15 protein-coding genes are annotated in these 15,645 nt (G+C 70.1%); 7 read left to right on the top strand and 8 right to left on the bottom strand.

The window, feature by feature from the left end:
• Window positions 1-183: 183 nt before the first annotated feature.
• Together smpB and CMC5_RS30030 are read left to right on the top strand one after the other, a co-directional pair.
• The gene (gene smpB, locus CMC5_RS30035; RefSeq protein ID WP_050436210.1) at window positions 184-672 is read left to right on the top strand and encodes an SsrA-binding protein SmpB; all 489 of its coding nucleotides are present in this window, start codon (window positions 184-186) and stop codon (window positions 670-672) included.
• Between the two features lie 2 nt (window positions 673-674).
• The gene (locus CMC5_RS30030) at window positions 675-950 is read left to right on the top strand and encodes a hypothetical protein (protein WP_050433614.1); all 276 of its coding nucleotides are present in this window, start codon (window positions 675-677) and stop codon (window positions 948-950) included.
• A gap of 27 nt (window positions 951-977) precedes the next feature.
• Here the strand turns inward: CMC5_RS30030 and CMC5_RS45140 are convergent, their stop codons facing one another.
• Window positions 978-1,133: a hypothetical protein gene (locus CMC5_RS45140; protein WP_156338959.1), complete on the bottom strand. Its 156-nt coding sequence runs from the start codon at window positions 1,131-1,133 to the stop codon at window positions 978-980.
• Window positions 1,134-1,201: 68 nt separating this feature from the next.
• Between CMC5_RS45140 and CMC5_RS30025 the strand changes: the two genes are divergently transcribed.
• Complete coding sequence (locus CMC5_RS30025) at window positions 1,202-2,770, top strand: DUF362 domain-containing protein (protein ID WP_050433613.1); 1,569 nt, start codon at window positions 1,202-1,204, stop codon at window positions 2,768-2,770.
• Window positions 2,771-2,806: 36 nt separating this feature from the next.
• On the opposite strand, the gene CMC5_RS30020 is transcribed toward CMC5_RS30025, so the two are convergent.
• The 4 genes from CMC5_RS30020 to CMC5_RS30005 form a co-directional block, all read right to left on the bottom strand.
• On the bottom strand, window positions 2,807-3,352 hold the full coding sequence (locus CMC5_RS30020; RefSeq protein ID WP_050433612.1) for a hypothetical protein: 546 nt from the start codon (window positions 3,350-3,352) through the stop codon (window positions 2,807-2,809).
• A 67-nt stretch (window positions 3,353-3,419) separates the two neighbouring features.
• Complete coding sequence (locus CMC5_RS45135; RefSeq protein ID WP_156338958.1) at window positions 3,420-4,112, bottom strand: hypothetical protein; 693 nt, start codon at window positions 4,110-4,112, stop codon at window positions 3,420-3,422.
• A complete protein-coding gene (locus tag CMC5_RS30010; protein WP_156338957.1) occupies window positions 4,109-5,404 on the bottom strand; it encodes an ATP-binding cassette domain-containing protein in 1,296 nt (431 codons plus the stop codon). Before CMC5_RS30010 ends, CMC5_RS45135 begins: the two co-directional genes overlap by 4 nt.
• Window positions 5,401-6,156, bottom strand: coding sequence for a hypothetical protein (locus tag CMC5_RS30005; protein ID WP_245677828.1), 756 nt, complete (start codon window positions 6,154-6,156; stop codon window positions 5,401-5,403). Before CMC5_RS30005 ends, CMC5_RS30010 begins: the two co-directional genes overlap by 4 nt.
• A 48-nt stretch (window positions 6,157-6,204) precedes the next feature.
• On the opposite strand from CMC5_RS30005, the gene CMC5_RS30000 reads away from it, so the two are divergent.
• The gene (locus tag CMC5_RS30000; protein WP_156338956.1) at window positions 6,205-8,571 is read left to right on the top strand and encodes a hypothetical protein; all 2,367 of its coding nucleotides are present in this window, start codon (window positions 6,205-6,207) and stop codon (window positions 8,569-8,571) included.
• Between the two features lie 165 nt (window positions 8,572-8,736).
• Entirely contained in the window at window positions 8,737-9,351 is a 615-nt protein-coding gene (locus tag CMC5_RS29995; RefSeq protein WP_050433608.1) for a Uma2 family endonuclease, read from the top strand.
• Between the two features lie 760 nt (window positions 9,352-10,111).
• Here the strand turns inward: CMC5_RS29995 and CMC5_RS29990 are convergent.
• Both CMC5_RS29990 and CMC5_RS29985 read right to left on the bottom strand, forming a co-directional pair.
• A complete protein-coding gene (locus tag CMC5_RS29990; protein ID WP_050433607.1) occupies window positions 10,112-11,323 on the bottom strand; it encodes a formylglycine-generating enzyme family protein in 1,212 nt (403 codons plus the stop codon).
• Window positions 11,324-11,325: 2 nt separating this feature from the next.
• Window positions 11,326-12,819 carry a sigma-54-dependent transcriptional regulator gene (locus tag CMC5_RS29985; RefSeq protein ID WP_050433606.1) on the bottom strand — a complete coding sequence of 498 codons (1,494 nt, stop codon included), beginning with the start codon at window positions 12,817-12,819 and terminating at the stop codon, window positions 11,326-11,328.
• Window positions 12,820-13,019: 200 nt separating this feature from the next.
• Here CMC5_RS29985 and CMC5_RS29980 point away from each other — a divergent pair, with 200 nt between their 5' ends.
• Window positions 13,020-13,940, top strand: coding sequence for a tetratricopeptide repeat protein (locus tag CMC5_RS29980; protein WP_050433605.1), 921 nt, complete (start codon window positions 13,020-13,022; stop codon window positions 13,938-13,940).
• Window positions 13,941-14,069: 129 nt separating this feature from the next.
• Here CMC5_RS29980 and CMC5_RS45130 read toward each other — a convergent pair whose 3' ends face one another.
• A complete protein-coding gene (locus CMC5_RS45130) occupies window positions 14,070-15,017 on the bottom strand; it encodes a hypothetical protein (protein ID WP_156338955.1) in 948 nt (315 codons plus the stop codon).
• Window positions 15,018-15,050: 33 nt separating this feature from the next.
• Here CMC5_RS45130 and CMC5_RS29970 point away from each other — a divergent pair, with 33 nt between their 5' ends.
• Entirely contained in the window at window positions 15,051-15,635 is a 585-nt protein-coding gene (locus CMC5_RS29970; protein ID WP_050433603.1) for a hypothetical protein, read from the top strand.
• Window positions 15,636-15,645: the final 10 nt, after the last annotated feature.

Genomic DNA, 15,645 nt, shown 5'->3' with positions numbered 1-15,645 from the left:
CCGGAGGCCTGAGCCGGAGCCGAAAGCCGGTGATGGCGGGCGGGGTTGCTTAGCGCCGTTCGGGTGAAAGATCGCTCCCGAAAGTTTTGCGGGTCATCCGGAAGGGTCGGTTTGCTCGCAGTGGCCTGGTCGGGTGCGCCCGGCGCAGTGGACGCCGGGAAGACCGCGCGCTACGGCGTCGCAGTGGGCCGCGGAACGAAGAAAGAAAAGGAAGCCCCCGGCGAAAAGCTGATCGTCCGCAACAAGCGGGCGACCTTCGAGTACCAGCTGGGAGAGCGCTACGAAGCGGGCATGTCGCTGATCGGCAGCGAGGTGAAGATGCTGCGCGCCGGCGGGGCCGACCTGTCCGATGCGTGGTGCGCCATCCACCAGGGAGAGGCGTTCCTCAACGGCGCCAACATCCCCGAGCTGCCGGGCGCCGCCTTCGGTCACGTCGCCAAGCGGCCGCGCAAGCTGCTGCTCCACAAGGAAGAGATCGAGGACATCCAGCGTGCCGTCGATCGCGATGGCATGACGGTGGTCGCCACGCGGATGTACTTCAAGGAGGGCCGCGCCAAGGTGGAGCTTGCGCTCGCGAAGGGGAAGAAGGCCGTCGACAAGCGCGAGAGCCTCAAAGAGAAAGAGGCCGACCGAGAGGCGCGTGCGGCAGTCGCGCGCGCGCGGCGAGGATGACCATGGCACAGGTGAACTGGACGCGGGGTGGTGAGGCCGATCTGATCAAGGTCGACGACGACCTGGTGAGCGTGCGCTCCACGCGCGCCGCTGCCCCTGGAACCCCGCTCGACGGCGCGCTGACCGTCGGATCCCAGAAGCCGATCCGGCTGAAGGTGGCGCGCTGCAAGCGCGAGGAGAGCGGCAGCACCTTCGTCATCGAGGGAAGGCTGATCGACGCCAACCGCGAGATGCGAACGGAGCTGGCCGGACTCGCTCGGCCCGTGCCCCCCACGTAACAGCCTCGCCAGCAGCGGCCCTGCGCTTCAGCAGCGGCCCTGCGCGCCCGACAGCGCCCGCTGCGCACCCGACAGCGCCTGCTGCGCACCCAGCCGAGGCCAGCCGAGACGGATCCCGGACGCCTTACGTGGAATGCCGCGCTGCGCCGCGACGCCCCTCACGACGCCGAGCGCGTGGTTCACTGCGCGCTCATCCCGGCGCGTCCCGTCCACCGTTGCCCGACCCCCGGGCGCCTTTTACGCTCGCTCTCATGCAGATCGTGCGCCGACCTCGGGTCATCATCCGCCGCTGTCCGACGTACGATGTGGAGCGCATCCGCAGGATCGTCCGCGAAGGCATGGAGGAGCTGGACCTGCGCCCCCGCGGCCGGACGCTGATCAAGCCGAACACCGTCGCCTCGGGGGAGTTCTTCCCGCACGCCTACACACGGCCCGAGTTCCTCGAAGGCGTCGTCCAGGCCTTGCGGGATCGCGACGACGGACAGGTCGCCGAGCTTGCCGTCGGCGAGCGCTGCGGCATCACCATCCCGACGCGCATGGCCTTCGAGGGCGCGGGTTACTACCCGATGTTCAAGCGCCTCGCGCTCAAGCACTACCACTTCGAGGAAGAGCCCCAGCTCGAGATCCCCCTCACCCACGAGGGGCGGCTCCGCGACTACCTCTTCACGCCCGAGCCGGTCGCCAAGGCGGACTTCTTCGTCAACTGCCCCAAGTTCAAGTCACACCCCTGGACCACCGTCACCTTCTCGATCAAGGCCTACATCGGCATCCAGGACGACCGCCACCGCCTCATCGATCACGACCACCGGCTCAACGAGAAGATCAGAGACCTCCAGTTCATCCTCCAGCCCGAGCTGATCGCCATCGACGCGATCACGGCCGGTGAGGGGCGGATGCTCACCCCCACGCCCGTGGATCTGGGCCTGGTGATCCTCGGCAACAACCAGGTGGCGTTCGACACCGTGTGCTGCTGGATCCTCGGCATCGATCCCATGACCGTCGATCACATCCGGCTCTCGCACGAAGCCGGCTTCGGCCCCGTCGATCTCGATCAGATCGACGTGACCGGCGACGTCTCGCTCGAAGAGGCGCAGCTCAAGGCCCGCGGCTTCAAGGTCGGCCTCGTGCGCGTGGAGAAGTACTTCGAGGGAACCAACATCACCGCCTATGCCGGGCCGCCCCCGGAGACGGAGTACACCGACTACTGCTGGGGCGGCTGCCCGGGCGCCATCGAGGAGGCCATCGAGATCCTCCGGCAGTACGACGCGCAGTGCGACGCGAAGATCCCCCGGATGCACGTGGTCTTTGGCTCGTATGCGGGCGGGATCGACGCGAAGCCAGGCGAGAAGGTGGTCTTCATCGGTGACTGTACGAACTGGAAGGGAAAGCTGAACGGGAAGCTGGTCCAGGTGGAGAGCCTGTACCGCGACCGGAGCTTGCTCGACCCGTACCGAGCGCGCCATGACGACATCTTCGCCAAGATGGTGAAGGTGACCGGAAAGCTGGCGCTCTCGCGCAACGAGCCCACCGTGCGGCTCGAAGGCTGCCCGGTGAGCGTCGCCGAGCAGGTGCTCGCCCTGGTGGGGCTCAGCGGACTGCGGAACCCCTACCTCGCCCCCGAGCAGATGATGCAGTTCAACAAGGCCTACCTGATGACCCGCGGAGTCACGGCCGCGAAGCGCCTCAAGGGGCAGGCCTACCAGGTGCATGGTCCTTGCGGCCGGGGCGACGCCGCGCCTCAGGGCGTGACCACGGCCGCCATCGCGCCGCCGTCGCTCGGCTCGGGGACCTCCTCTGCCCAACCGCCTGGCGGCGAGTGAGGCCTGGGGGCGAGTGAGACGCGGCGGCGAGCTCGATCAGGTGGACGTCGGGCGGAGCGTGATGTCGAAGCGCACCTCGACGTCATCGCGGATCTTGAAGGCGCCGAGCGGTCCTTTGATCTCGGCGATCTTCAGGTCACGCAGCGAGAGGCGACAGGACCCCGAGACGGTGAGCGCACCACCTGGCCCCTCTCGCGTATCCAGCGCCGCGGAGAGCCGCGTCTCCGCGCCCTGGAGTACGATCCGGACCTCGGCGCGGGTGCGGGTCCGCCCGGAGGCCTGGATCTTCACTTCTTGCGTGCCTCGCAGCACTTCGTCCCGCACACGCCGCTCGATCTCGCCGCGATCGCTGGCCGACAGGGCGCTCGGATCGAGGCGCTCTCCGCGGAGCGTGCCCGCGACCGACAGGCTCTCGACAGGGATCTGCAGCTCGGCGGTCCACGTGTCGCCCTCCACGCGCGCGTGACCGCGGAGGTGTTTGGCCTCGAGTTCGAGATCGTGTGCCAGCCGAGCGAGCATGCCGGCTGCGCGGGTGCGGAGGGTCAGGCGGGAAGCGGCAGGATCGAGGTTCAGCTCGGCCACCGCCCCATCGTGACGTAGAGAGCGCGTGCAGGGAAGAGCGGACGATCGAGGCGCGGGCCGCGCCGACCTAATCCCGCGTCCGTAGCGCTGCCGCGAGCCCCAGGAGCAGCGCGGCCGCCACGAGGAGCCCGGCGCTCGCGGGCTGGCTGAGGCCCAGCGGTGGCGCGCCGCCGATCAAGTTCGTCGTGTGTCCGCGCGGGAGCACGACACCGAGCACGCCGGTGGAGCCACCCAGGAGCAGGTCCGCGAGGAGCGGCGCGACCCGACCTCGGCCGCGCTTGAACAGGGTCCCCCCGAGAGAGAACCACCCAGCGTATGCCGCGCCCGCCAGCGCTCCGACGACGCCACTCGTCACCGCGTCCCCGGCGAGCGGCGGTGCTTGCGCCGTGTGCGCTGCGATCGCCGCGAGGACGGCGAGGAGAGCGCCCGCGATAGCGGTTCCCACCACGGTCGCCGCCACCATCCCCAGCACGACGGCGCCCCGCCCGAGCCCGAAGCGGGCTGCAGGCCAGGCCGCTTCGCGCAAGTGCTCGCGCCCCGCGGCGTCGGTGGCGAGCGCGAAGGCGACCAAGGGGATCAGCAGCCTGAAGGTCGCTGCGAGGGTTCGATCGACCGCGCCGAGAGGGGACGCGGAGATCTCGATGGCCGCGCTCGTCCCGGTGAGCACGAGGCCGAGCCCCAGGACCACGAGGGGCCGTGACCCGAGCAAGCGCCGCCCGCTCAGGGCAAAGCCGGTGCGCGCTGCTTCCATGACACTCATCGACCACCTCCGTGCTGTGGCGGGTGCCTCCGACGTGACTCCCCGAGCTTCAGCGGCGCCGCGTGGATCGAGGCGAGGGTGACGCCGGTGCGCGACGCGGCCTCCAGGATGGCGAGCGAGGCCGCTTCGAGATCCGGCGAGCGGACGCGCAGGGTGGCGTGAGGAGGACGGACGGCTGGTCCCGGCTGGGGGGAAGCCGGTGCGCCCGAGGGGGCCGACGTTTCGGCTCGCTCCCAGGCGAGCGCCTGGATGCTGGGCGCATCGAGCAGCGCAGCGGCCAGGGTCCGGATGCCCGGGGGGCCAGCTTCCCCGTGGGGAGGCTCCTCCACCTGCACGACCAGCTCACCCCCGCGACCTGTCGGCACCGGGGGCAGCATCACACCCCGATGGAGCACGTGGATCTGCTCGGCCTCGGCCAGCGCGTCGGCACGCGACGACGTGATCAGCGCGACGCAGACGCCCTCGCTCCCGAGTGCCCGCAGGTGAGCGCGCGTGACGTCGGCCGGGAGCGCGATGTCGGCGAAGGGCTCGAACAGGACGAGGAGACGCGGAGAGGGCGTGCTCAGCGCCAGCGCCAGCTCCACGGCGCGTGCCTCGGCGAACGAGAGCGACCCGGGGCGACGGGGGAGGAGGCGACCCAGGCCGAACGGCTCCAGGATCGTTGCTGCCGATCCGGATGCCTCACCTCGGGCGCGCCGCGCCATCTCCACGAACGCCTCGACCGAGCGGGTGGCCCAGGTGTCGGGCTCGGGCAACAGGGCGCCGAGCCGAGCGCGCGTCGGCGCATGACGTGCGGGATCGTGGCCTTCGACGCGCACCCGCCCGCTGACGGGTCGCCGGTGACCCGTGATCAGCTGGGCGAGCGCCAGGGTGCCGTCTTCGGGGCTCCCGAGGATCGCGTGTCGCCCCGGCCCGAGGGCCATCTGCGTGTGATGAAGGCGTCCCCGAGGTCGACCCCGTGGGCCAGCCTCGTCGTGGGCGACGACCCGTTCGAGCGAGACGATCGGAGGTGGCGCGACAGGCGCTTCCGGAGAGACGACGGGCGGCTGCGCGTCGACGGCGTGACCCCAGGGAGGCGCCTCGGTCGACAGCGCGTCGTCGCCGGGATGCTCGGGAAGCGTTGCGGGCAGCTGCGCGTCGTCGACGAGCTGCTCGGGGGGCGCCGCGGGCGGCTGCGCGTCGTCGACGGGCAGCTCGGGGGGCGCCGCGGTCGACAGCGTGTCGTCGACGGGATGCTCGGGCGGCATTGCGGGGGGCTGCGCGTCGTCGACCGGGGATCTGGGCTCGGTCACGACGCACCTCCGGTGGCCAGGGAGAGGAAGGCATCCAGCGCGCCGGGGATGGACCACCGCGCGTTGCCAGCGAGGTCGGCGAGGATCCAGGGAACGAGGACGATGGCCGCGAGCAGGCTGCGCCCCCGCGGCCCGGCGATGCGCCCGCTGATGGACGCCAGCCCTCCCAGCAGGATCCCCGTCGTGACGGCGAAGGCCAGCACCCCACCACCGAGCCCGAGGGCGCGCATGGCCCCCGCTGGTGTGCTGGAGAGGCCAGCGCCGAGCAGCGCGAGGAGGAGCACCGGGGCCGCGATGACGAGCGCCACCATCTGCATCGCGGCCAGCGTCTGTGCGGCATGAAATGTCGCCGGGTATGTCCCACGGCTGGCGGCGAGCACCTCGATGCCCTCGCTCCGGTCCGCGCCCGGCCGATCGTTCGCCGCCGCGAGCGCCAGCGGCCCTGCGCCCATCCAGGCGAGCCACTGCGCTGCCGAGCGCAGCGTCCCGTCGAGTGCGGGGGCGGCGCTCGTTCCGTCCTGCAGTAGCGCCAGCAAGGCGCCCTGTCCCAGTGCGACCCCCATCGCAGCGAACAGGCCGAACCGACCTCCCCGGGTCCGCCCCAGCCGCTCCCGGCCGAGCGCCACGGCGGCGCGCATCCGCCGGTGCATGGCCGCGGCGGCGCGGGCTCGGCCTGTGTCCGGGCTTCCGCTTCCCTCCAGGTTCCTGGAGCCTCCCTCGTTCAGGCTGTCGCCCTTCATGCGCTGGACCATGCGCTGCTCTTCCCCGCCCTCGGGTGCAAGGTTATTGTGCGGTTTCCGATGGCCATACATCAAAGAAAGTGGGTCATCGCGCTGAGCGTGGCCGGAGCGCTGACGGCAAGCTGCACGCCTGGAGGTGACGGCGCGCAGGGATCTTTCACGACCTCGACCTCCTCGTCGAGCCACGGTGAGGGTGGCGGGGGCCAGGGAGGACAGGGGTCACCCGGCTCGGGCGGAGCCGGTGGTGTCGGTGGAGAGGGGGGCCAGACACCGATCTCGCCTTGCCCGCCCGACGCCGATGGCGACGGCATCCCCGATCACATCGAAGGATCTGGCGACACCGATGGGGACGGCATCCCCGACATGTTCGATCTCGACAGCGACGGCGATTCGATCCCCGACGCGATCGAAGGCCAGACCGCGACGCTCGGGTGCGACTTCCCGCAGGACTCGGACGGCGACGGCATCCCGGACTTCCAGGACACCGACAGCGACAACAACGGCCTCCTCGACCGGCAAGAGGTCTACCCCGACGGCCAGCCCTACGACCCGGCTCGCTCCGGCCCGAACCCGGCGGACACGGACGGCGACGGCCTCCCCAACTACGCCGATCCCGACAACGACGGCGACTCGCTGCTCGACACCGTGGAGCTCAACGCGGGCGCGTGGGTCGACACCGATGGCGACGGCATCCCTGATCTGGACGACCTCGACAGCGACGGCGACGGCATCGCCGACATCTTCGAGGGCTTGACGGATCCGGACGGCGACGGCATTCCCGCGTTCCGCGACCTGGACAGCGACGGCGACGGCATCCCGGATGCGTGCGAGGTGCTCCCTGGCCACACGCTCGCGACGATGCCGCCCGACACCGACAACGACGGCAAGTTCGACCACCTCGATCTCGACGCCGACGGCGATGGCCTCCTCGACACCGTGGAGGACGCGAACCACAACTGCATCCTCGATCCGAACGAGACCAGCCCCACGATCGTCGACACCGACGGCGACGGCATCAGCGACTTCATCGAGGTGACCCTCGCCTCGAACCCCAGGAACCCGCAGGAGACCCCGGCCACCCTGGGCAAGTCCTACTTCGTCCTGCCCTACCAGCAGCCCGTCCAGCCGCTCACCCGGATCATCCCGCTCCGCACCTTCCTGAGCCAGGGCGACGTCGCGTTCATCGTCGACACCACGGCGACCATGGGGGGCGCGATCGCGAACCTGAAGGCGGGGATGAGCACCATCATCCAGCAGCTCTACCAGCACATCCCCGATCTGGCGGTGGGTGTGGCCGGCTTCGACGACTTCCCGACCGGCAACTACGGCACGCCAGGGCTCGACCTGCCCTTCTACGTCTCCGGCGCGACGGGTCACGTGAGCACCTCGCTCGCGAACAACCTCGCCGCCGTGCAGGCGCTGAACGTACACGACGGGGAAGACGCCCCGGAGTCGCAGGTCGCCGCGATGCACCGCGCGCTCACCGATCAGTTCCTCATCTGGGACTCGGGCCAGCTCGCGCCGACGGGCGCCCCCTTGGGCCGCTACGGCTCGCTCCACTTCCGCTCGGGCGCGCTGCCCATCCTCGTGCTGATCACCGACGCGCCGTTCCACAACGGAAGGCGCGCTCAGAACGCTTCCCTCCTCCACGATCCCTACTCGTTCAACGGTCAGCCCCCGTATCCCACGCCGACCATCGACACCCTCATCCCGGAGATGCAGGCGCGAGGCGCGAGGTTCCTCGGCATCTCGACCGCCGACGGCGTGCGTGGCAGCGCCGACCCGTACCAGGACATGGCCTACCTCGCCGACCAGCTCGGCTCGTACGTCCCCACCTCGGTCTTCGGCGGCACCCTGTGCGCGACGGGCCTCAGCGGCGCCTTCATCTTGCCCGACGGCCCGGCCACCCAGCAGTCCCCCGGCGGGACCTGCCGGCTCATCTTCGACGTGACCTCCGGCGGCGTGGGCATCACCAACAGCGTGGTGTCCGGCGTGCAAGCGCTGCTCCGCGGCATCCAGCTCGACGTCCGTGTGCTGGCCGCGCCCGTGCAGGGCCAGCCCAACACCATCAGCACCTTCATCGAGCGGATCGCGGTGAACGCGCCCGGCGGCAACGACGAAGGAGAGCCCGGTGTCCCTTGCATCGCGCTGAACGCGATCGAGCAGCTCGCGGATCAGTGGACCGGCCCCGAGGGCACGGTGAACCAGCCCGATGGCGTGAACGAGACGGCCCGCAAGGTCGTCCCCGGTCAGAAGATCTGTTTCCAGGTCGTGCCGAAGCCGAACGTGGCGTTCCCGCAGCAGGCCATGCCGCAGGTGTTCAAGGCGAACCTCCGCGTGCGTGCGCGCGTCGGCTCGGCGCAGAACGAGATCTACCTGGGCGCACCGCGGGAGATCGCGTTCATCGTGCCTCCCAGCCCGCAGTGATTTCGGTCTTCAGCCATGTCGCCCGCGGCGCGCTGTCGCGATGACCGCAGCGCCACGGCTCGCCATCGCCCCTGCGGTCCGGTCCCACTGCACGGCGAACGGCCGGCCAGCGCCTTGACAGGGGCGCAAGGCTTCCCCGAAGCGTGCTACGTTGAAGGTACGGTGATGGGTCGCGTCGTTTTCGCAGAGTTCTCGAGCGCGCGAAGGTTGAGCCTCGCCGAGTGGGTCGGTCTGCCCGAGGACGAATCGGGTGAGCTCGTCGATGGCTGGCTCGTGGAGGAAGAGGTGCCGGACGCCATTCACGAGGTCGTCGTCGCCTGGGTGATCGGCGCGTTGCGAGGCTGGCTCGTTCCTCAGCGGGGGCTGGTGCTGGGCTCCGAAGCGAAGTTTGCCGTGAGCGGCCCCCGAGGGCGAAAGCCCGACGCGTCGGCGTACCTGCCGGGGAGCAAGATGCCTCCGCGGCGTGGCGTGATCGGTACGCCACCGCATCTCATGGTGGAGGTCGTGTCCCCGACGCCACGGGACGCGCGCCGCGATCGGGTCGAGAAGCTGAACGAGTATGCGGCCTTCGGCGTGCGCTGGTACTGGCTCATCGATCCGCAGAACCAGACGCTCGACATCCTGGAGCTGGGCGCCGACGGTCGCTACGTCCACGCGCTCGCCGCGGTGGATGGCGTGGTGACGCTCGTTCCTGGCGCCGAGGGGATGACGCTCGATCTGGACGCGCTGTGGTCCGAGGTCGATCAGCTCGGGCCGGAGTCGGGTGAAGCGTCGCTGTGAGCGCAGTATCCTGGCGCAGGTGAAGCGTCCCAGGTGACGCCAGCGCTCTGGATGCCGCGGTCGTGGCCCGTGAGCGACGAGCGCGTCGCGGTCGTGGCGGGCTTTCGGGGCGTTCAGGGGCTTTTCCCGAGCCCAGGGGAGCGGCGTCGAGGTGGCCGGGGGACGAGGCGGCGCCGTGAAGTGCATGCGTCGCCGGCTGATGCTCGCGGTTCCGCTGGCGAAACTGGGTGCGTCGGCGCCCCGCAGGGAGAGTCGCCGGTGAAACTGGGTACGTCGGCGGTCCGGTGGCGATGAGGTTGGCGAAACCGAGTGCGCCGCCGGTTCCTGACGGGGGCGCTGTCGTTGCGAAACTGTGTACGTCGGCGGGTGATGGTCGCGCTTTCGCTGGTGCGAATCCCGGGGTCGGCGCTGCAGGGGGGCGTTTCCCGAGGGACGGCTACCCGCTGGGCCATGGCCACGGGTGCTGCTGCGAGACCGGGGGCATCGGCGGCTCACGGCATGAGGAAGAGGGCTTCGACTCCTGCTGATCGGGCGCGTGAACCGGGGGAGTTTCGCCGCGAAAGTCAGGGCGTCGGCGCTGGATGCTCGCAGTTTCCCTCGGGCCTCTCGTCGGGTCCTGCTCAGGCGACAGGGGGGAGGGGGGCTGGTCCGACGCGCTCTGCGCTGCTGGAGGCCGAAACGCGCGTCTTTCCGGGCTCGTTGCCACGGTGGGCCGTTGCGAGAACGAGGCGCCGGGTGCTGCTGGAGGTCGCCTCTTCCTTCAGTCGAAGGTCGGCTCGCGCTTCCCCTTGCGCTTGAGCTTTCGCTCCTTGTCGCCGAGGCCGATGCGGCCCCACTCGTAGCTCATGCGTCTGCGGAAGGCGCCCTCGTTGTCGCCACCATAGAGCATCAGCTCACGGGCGGATTCGAACTCACCGAGGGTCGGCGTCCACCAGTCGGAGGGCACGAACGAGAGGAGCACGGGTTGGTCGAAGCGCATGCGGGCCGCGACGATGCCGCACTGGTTGCGCTGGCCGGGCGTGTGCGCGCAGCCGCCGCCGAGGAGCAGCTCCTCGTTCCCGAGGGGATGCCACATCCAGATGCGCTCCACGGTGAACTGGTCCACGGTCGAGATCTGGGCGAGCTGGGCGGCGAGCTGCTCATCCATGGGGTTGAGAAGGCGGAGCGGCTGGCCGCGGGTCACTTCGAGCACCACCTCGAAGGTGTTCTGCTCGCCCGCACAGCAGCGCACGCCGATGTCGGGGCGGCGCATGTCGGGGCGGATGCCGCGTCCGTGGGCACAGCGTCCGACGAGATCGCCGTTCGGGCCGTTGCCTCCACGCAGGGCGACGAGGCCCGGCTTCGCGCTGCCGCGCTGCCACTGGCTCGACGTCCAGGTCCACACGCCGCCGTGGAGATCGTGTACGCCGAACGCGCTCTCGCAGGCGCCGTTGAAGCCGTTCGGGATGAGGTTCCTGGTCTGTCCGGTGCCACAGGTCGCCGCCTTGTAGACGTCGCCGTACTCGTAGGTGGCGTTGTTCGGGCCCTTGCACGCGCGCTCCAGCTCGAGCTCGGAGCAGAGGCGCTTGCCGTTCTCCTCGCAGAGGGCGCGTGCCTGGTCCTGGGTGATGGCGGTGGTGGGGATGGCACCAACCTCGTTGGGCCAGGGGTAGAGGTCGATGTAGAAGCCGCGCATCACCACCTGCTCTCCGGCCATCTCCTCGTCGGCGATGCGCGGGATGCGGTCGGGCGGGGTGCCAGCGAGGAGCACGCCAGGGGGGATCCAGGCCATGCCAGGACGGGGCTCGGGGGGAGGCTCCGGGACGGCCCACGGGGGTGCGGCGTCAGGATCGGAAGCGGCGTTGCCGCCGCCGCGGTTACAACCGGCGAGGGAGGTGAAGGCTACGGTGAGGGCCATCGACCAGCGGGACACCGTCCCGAGGAGCGCGCGCCCGCGAGAGGTGTGTCGTGGGGCGGCGAGCAAGCGGCGCATCGTCAGTCCGGATCGCGCTCGCGCAGGTTCAGCTCCTTCATCTTGAGCTGGAGGCCCTTGCGCGAGATCTTCAAGAGGCGAGCGGCGTGGGTCACGTTGCCGTTGGTCTGCTTGAGGGCGCGCTCGATGAGGTCGCGTTCGAGCTTGCTCATGGCGGCCTTCACCTGCTCCTTGAGCCCCTCCGTCCCGCGGCGCTCGGCGCCTGCGGGGGCCTGACCGGCGCTGCTGTCGGGCCCGTTGTTGCCCTCGTGTACCGGATGGGCTGCGGTCAAGGAGACGCCCGTCGCCGCGGTCTGGGAGCGACCGAGGCGCACGTCCTCCGGGAGATCTTCCACCCGGATGCGCTGGCCGTCGGCGAAGAGCACGGCGCGTTCGATCACGTTCTCCAGCTCGCGGATGTTGCCGGGCCACTCGTACGAGGTGAGCCGCTCGAGGGCATCGGGCTCGACGCCCTCCACGTTCTTCTTGAGGCGCGCGTTGAACTTGGCGACGAAGTGCGCGGCGAGGTGCGGGACGTCGCTCTTCCGCTCGCGCAGGGCGGGGAGGGTGATGGGGACGACGTTGAGCCGGTAGAAGAGGTCTTCGCGGAAAGTGCCGGCCGCGATCTCGCGCTTCAGGTCGCGGTTGGTCGCGGCGACGAGGCGCACGTCCACCCGGATCGTCTTGATGCCGCCCACCCGCTCGAACTCGCTCTCCTGGAGGACGCGCAGGAGCTTCACCTGCATCTCGTTCGGGATCTCGCCGATCTCGTCGAGGAAGAGGGTGCCGCCCGAGGCGAGCTCGAAGCGGCCGGGCTTGGAGCCGACGGCGCCGGTGAACGCGCCGCGCTCGTAGCCGAACAGCTCGGACTCCATGAGATCTTTGGGGATGGCGGCGCAGTTGACCTTGATGAAGGGGCGCTCGCGGCGGCTGGAGTTGTCGTGCAGGGCCCGGGCGACGAGTTCCTTGCCTGTGCCGCTCTCGCCCGCGATGAGCACCGTGGTGGGGGTGTCCGCGACCCGCTCCAGGATGGAGTAGAGGTCCTGGATGGCCTGGCTCTCGCCGATGATGCCGAAGCGGGTGGACTCGGACCGGATGTGGGGCGCCTGGGGCAGGTCCCGGGTGGCGTCGGCGCGCTCCAGATCCCGGGTGCGGAGGGCCTTCTTGACCACCATCCGCACCTCGGCCTGGTCCGCGGGCTTGGTGATGTAGTCGAAGGCGCCTGTTTTCAGGGCCTCCACGGCGTTGTCGACCGTACCGTAAGCGGTGATCATCACGACGGGGCGGCTGGGATCGTCGCGCAGGGAGGCGCGGAGCAGGTCCATCCCGTCGACCTTGGGCATCCGGAGGTCGGTGAGCACCAGGTCGATGTGGTGCTCTTTGAGGAAGGCGATGCCCTCCTCGCCGTCCTCGGCGGTGTGGACCTCGTAGCCATCTCGGCTGAGCTGGGCGGCGAGCACCCTGCGGAGGTTCGCCTCATCATCGACGACGAGAATCTGCTTCTTCTCGGGGAGCATCACGGCCGGCAGCGTACCAGAACCCGAGGGGTTCGAGGCCCGCTCGACGCATGGATGACGCCGAAGGCGGCCGGGCTCCTTCCTCTCTCCCGTGGCTCCTTTGCCGAGGCAGGTCCGCTTTGTTCCGAAAGCTATACGTTTTTCTCGCGGCTACCGTGCCTCGTAAGTATGCTGCCGCCGCTCCTTTGGAGGTGGAACGCATGCGGGTGATGCGCGCTTGTCGGGTCGGTCTCGGCGCTGGAGTGCTCCTCGCGACCGGCTGGGCCCTTGCGCAAGAGCCCACCATGCCGGCCGCTGACGATCCCATCTGTACCCGGACGCCCACCGAGGCGGACCTGGAGGGAGCGAAAGGGGCGCACAAGGCGGCCATCCAGTTCTATGAGCGGGCGGACTACGACCGCGCGATCCGCTACTGGAACGACGCTTATGAGTTCGACTGCACCGCCCACGGCGTGCTGATCAACATCGCCAGCGCGTACGAGCGGAAGGGGGACCGGGCCGCGGCGGTCGCGACCCTCGAGACGTACTTGACGCGGGCGCCGGACGCGCCGGACGCGCTGACCATCCAGGAGCGCGTGCAGAACCTGCAGGCTGTCCTGAAGGCGGAGCAGGAGCGTCGGACGCCGCCGCCGGTCACGACCACACCGCCGCCGGTCGTGGTGAAACCGCCGCCTCCCCAGCCGGAGATGGTGCGCCCCTATGGCTATGCGCCGCTGGTGCTCGCGGGCGCGGGTGGTGCGGCCGTCGCCGTGGGAGCGATCTTGCTCCCGATCGGGCTCTCCACGATCTCGGCTGCCGAGAAGGACTGCGGTGGTGGCCGGACGAACTGCGATCCCGTGGTCGCCGACAAGGGCAACCGAGGTCGCAGTCAAGTGGCCATCGGCGGGGTGGTGATGGGCGCGGGCGCGCTGGCGGTCGGTGGTGGCCTCGCCTGGCACTTCATCTTCAACAAGCCGGTGCCGGTCTACCCGACACAGGGGGCCTCGGGTACGGCGTCGTCGGCGAACGGAGGCGGTGGGTCGCAGGGCAGCGAGGCTGCGCCGCCTCCTGGCCCCTCGATCGACATTGCGCCTTCGGTGGGGTACGGCTTCGGCGGCCTGTCGATCTCCGGCTCGTTCTGACGATGGCGGACCCGAGCGCCGCCAGGGCGGCGCTCACGGAGACCACAATGACGTGGGCTCATGCATGCGGCCGGGGACGTCGCTCGCTTTTCGAAGCGACGAGGTCGGCCTCGTCGCGGCGAGCGGTCATCAGGGGCGTCGCCTGAGGGAGCGGACCGAGGTGAGCGCCGCGTCCTTGTGCGAGCGGTCGCCCTTCGCGCTGACCGTGTAGATGAGGAGGATCTGCTCGACGGATCCGGGGTTGACCGTGGCGTACCAGATGTAGCCACCCGGGCCGTTGAAGTTGCACGTGCCCTCGCCCGTGCGCGCGCTGAACTTCTCTTCGCCGATGGTCCCGGTGGAGGGCGAGCCCCACTGGATGTCCGTCACGCCGAGGGCCCACGCGGCCCTGCTCAGGCGCGCGGTGGACTCGCCCGGGCGGCTGAAGGTGGTGAAGGCGAAGACGGCCTGGCCGTCCGGCGAGGTGAAGACCCCCCAGTCGTCCTTGAGCGCTTTGTCCCAGCGGGGCGGGGCGAGGAACTTCACGAACGGCCGCTCGCTCGTGATCCAGGTCGAGGTCTCGGTGGCAGTCGGCGCGACGGTGGGGGTGGTGGAAGAGGCCGTCGGCGTCGACGTCGGCGATGTGGACGCTCCCAGGTAGAAGCAGACGAGGCAGCCTCCCAGGCCGAAGACACCGAAGCCGATCAACGCGATGAGGGCGATGACCGCGATCGAGGTGCCCTCTTTCCGTGGAGGGGGCGGGCCATACCCGCCGCCCGGGGGGCCTTGATGGCCACCGGGGTGACCTGCGCCGGGAGGGAAATAGCCCGGGGGTCCAAACGGGCCACCCGGGGGAACATTGCCGCCACCCGGGGGGCCATGGCCGAAGCCTCCCGGTCCGTGGGGGCCGCCTGGGTGGCCGTAGCCCGGAGGGCCGAACCCTCCGCCTGGAGGACCATGACCTCCGCCAGGGGGTGGACCCGGCGGACCGTAAGCGCCTCCGGGCGGTGGCGGATACCCAGGGGGCTGCTGCATGATCCCCGAGGGGACCAGATGCGTCGGCGTCGTGGCAAGGGTCTTCGGCGCGATGTGCGTCACGCACGACCCGGATGAGGTTAGATCGAGGTCGTCATGCCGTTGCCGTTCGGATCCGAAGCCATCGCGCACTGGGCTGCTTCGCGCCACCTGTCCTACGTCGCGCACCCCGACGAGGGGTGGTTTCGACAGTGGGAGCCGTACGTCACCCTCACGCCGCCGGGTACGTACTACAACGCCTGCACGTGGACGGCGTATGGAGGCCACATCTGCATCGTGGAGCCGTGGTACGCCGCCGAAGGTGAGGTGCCGCTGGAGCGCACGTTGCTCGGGTTCGCCGTGCACAACGGCGTCCAGCGGCGGGCCGCGGTGCGCTTCGGTGAACACTTCACCACGCGGGCGATCTTTCTCGAAGGGCCGCCGCCCATCCCGGTGAAGATCGGTGATCCGGCGTGGGACGAGCACGCGGCGACGTTCGCGTCGTCGCCCGAGGTGGCGGCGGCGGCGTTCCACCCGCGGCTCCGACGGCTGCTCGCGCAACGAGGGTTTCAAGGGCACCTGGAGCTGCGGGCGCGTGGTGGTGTCGTGGTCCACCTCGCCGGGGCGCATCCTCATCCCGGTGGTTACGAGCTGCTGCTCACGGCGGTCCGGGAGATCGTGGACGCGGCCGTCGCCAGGTAGGCGTGCGTCG

The sequence above is a fragment of the Chondromyces crocatus genome (assembly GCF_001189295.1).
In the GTDB taxonomy this organism is placed as follows: Bacteria; Myxococcota_A; Polyangia; order Polyangiales; family Polyangiaceae; genus Chondromyces; species Chondromyces crocatus.
Note: the sequence above shows the minus strand (reverse complement) of the source record. Positions and strands in the feature narration are given on the sequence as shown.

Bases quoted from the DNA above. Each gene is read 5' to 3' on its own strand.
- CMC5_RS29985 (WP_050433606.1), bottom strand. From the start codon at position 12,819: ATGCTCCCCGAGAAGAAGCAGATTCTCGTCGTCGATGATGAGGCGAAC.
- CMC5_RS30030 (WP_050433614.1), top strand. From the start codon at position 675: ATGGCACAGGTGAACTGGACGCGGGGTGGTGAGGCCGATCTGATCAAG.
- CMC5_RS29995 (WP_050433608.1), top strand. From the start codon at position 8,737: ATGGGTCGCGTCGTTTTCGCAGAGTTCTCGAGCGCGCGAAGGTTGAGC.
- CMC5_RS30000 (WP_156338956.1), top strand. From the start codon at position 6,205: ATGGCCATACATCAAAGAAAGTGGGTCATCGCGCTGAGCGTGGCCGGA.
- CMC5_RS29970 (WP_050433603.1), top strand. From the start codon at position 15,051: ATGCCGTTGCCGTTCGGATCCGAAGCCATCGCGCACTGGGCTGCTTCG.
- CMC5_RS29980 (WP_050433605.1), top strand. From the start codon at position 13,020: ATGCGGGTGATGCGCGCTTGTCGGGTCGGTCTCGGCGCTGGAGTGCTC.
- CMC5_RS30025 (WP_050433613.1), top strand. From the start codon at position 1,202: ATGCAGATCGTGCGCCGACCTCGGGTCATCATCCGCCGCTGTCCGACG.
- CMC5_RS45135 (WP_156338958.1), bottom strand. From the start codon at position 4,112: ATGAGTGTCATGGAAGCAGCGCGCACCGGCTTTGCCCTGAGCGGGCGG.
- CMC5_RS30005 (WP_245677828.1), bottom strand. From the start codon at position 6,156: ATGGTCCAGCGCATGAAGGGCGACAGCCTGAACGAGGGAGGCTCCAGG.
- CMC5_RS29990 (WP_050433607.1), bottom strand. From the start codon at position 11,323: ATGCGCCGCTTGCTCGCCGCCCCACGACACACCTCTCGCGGGCGCGCG.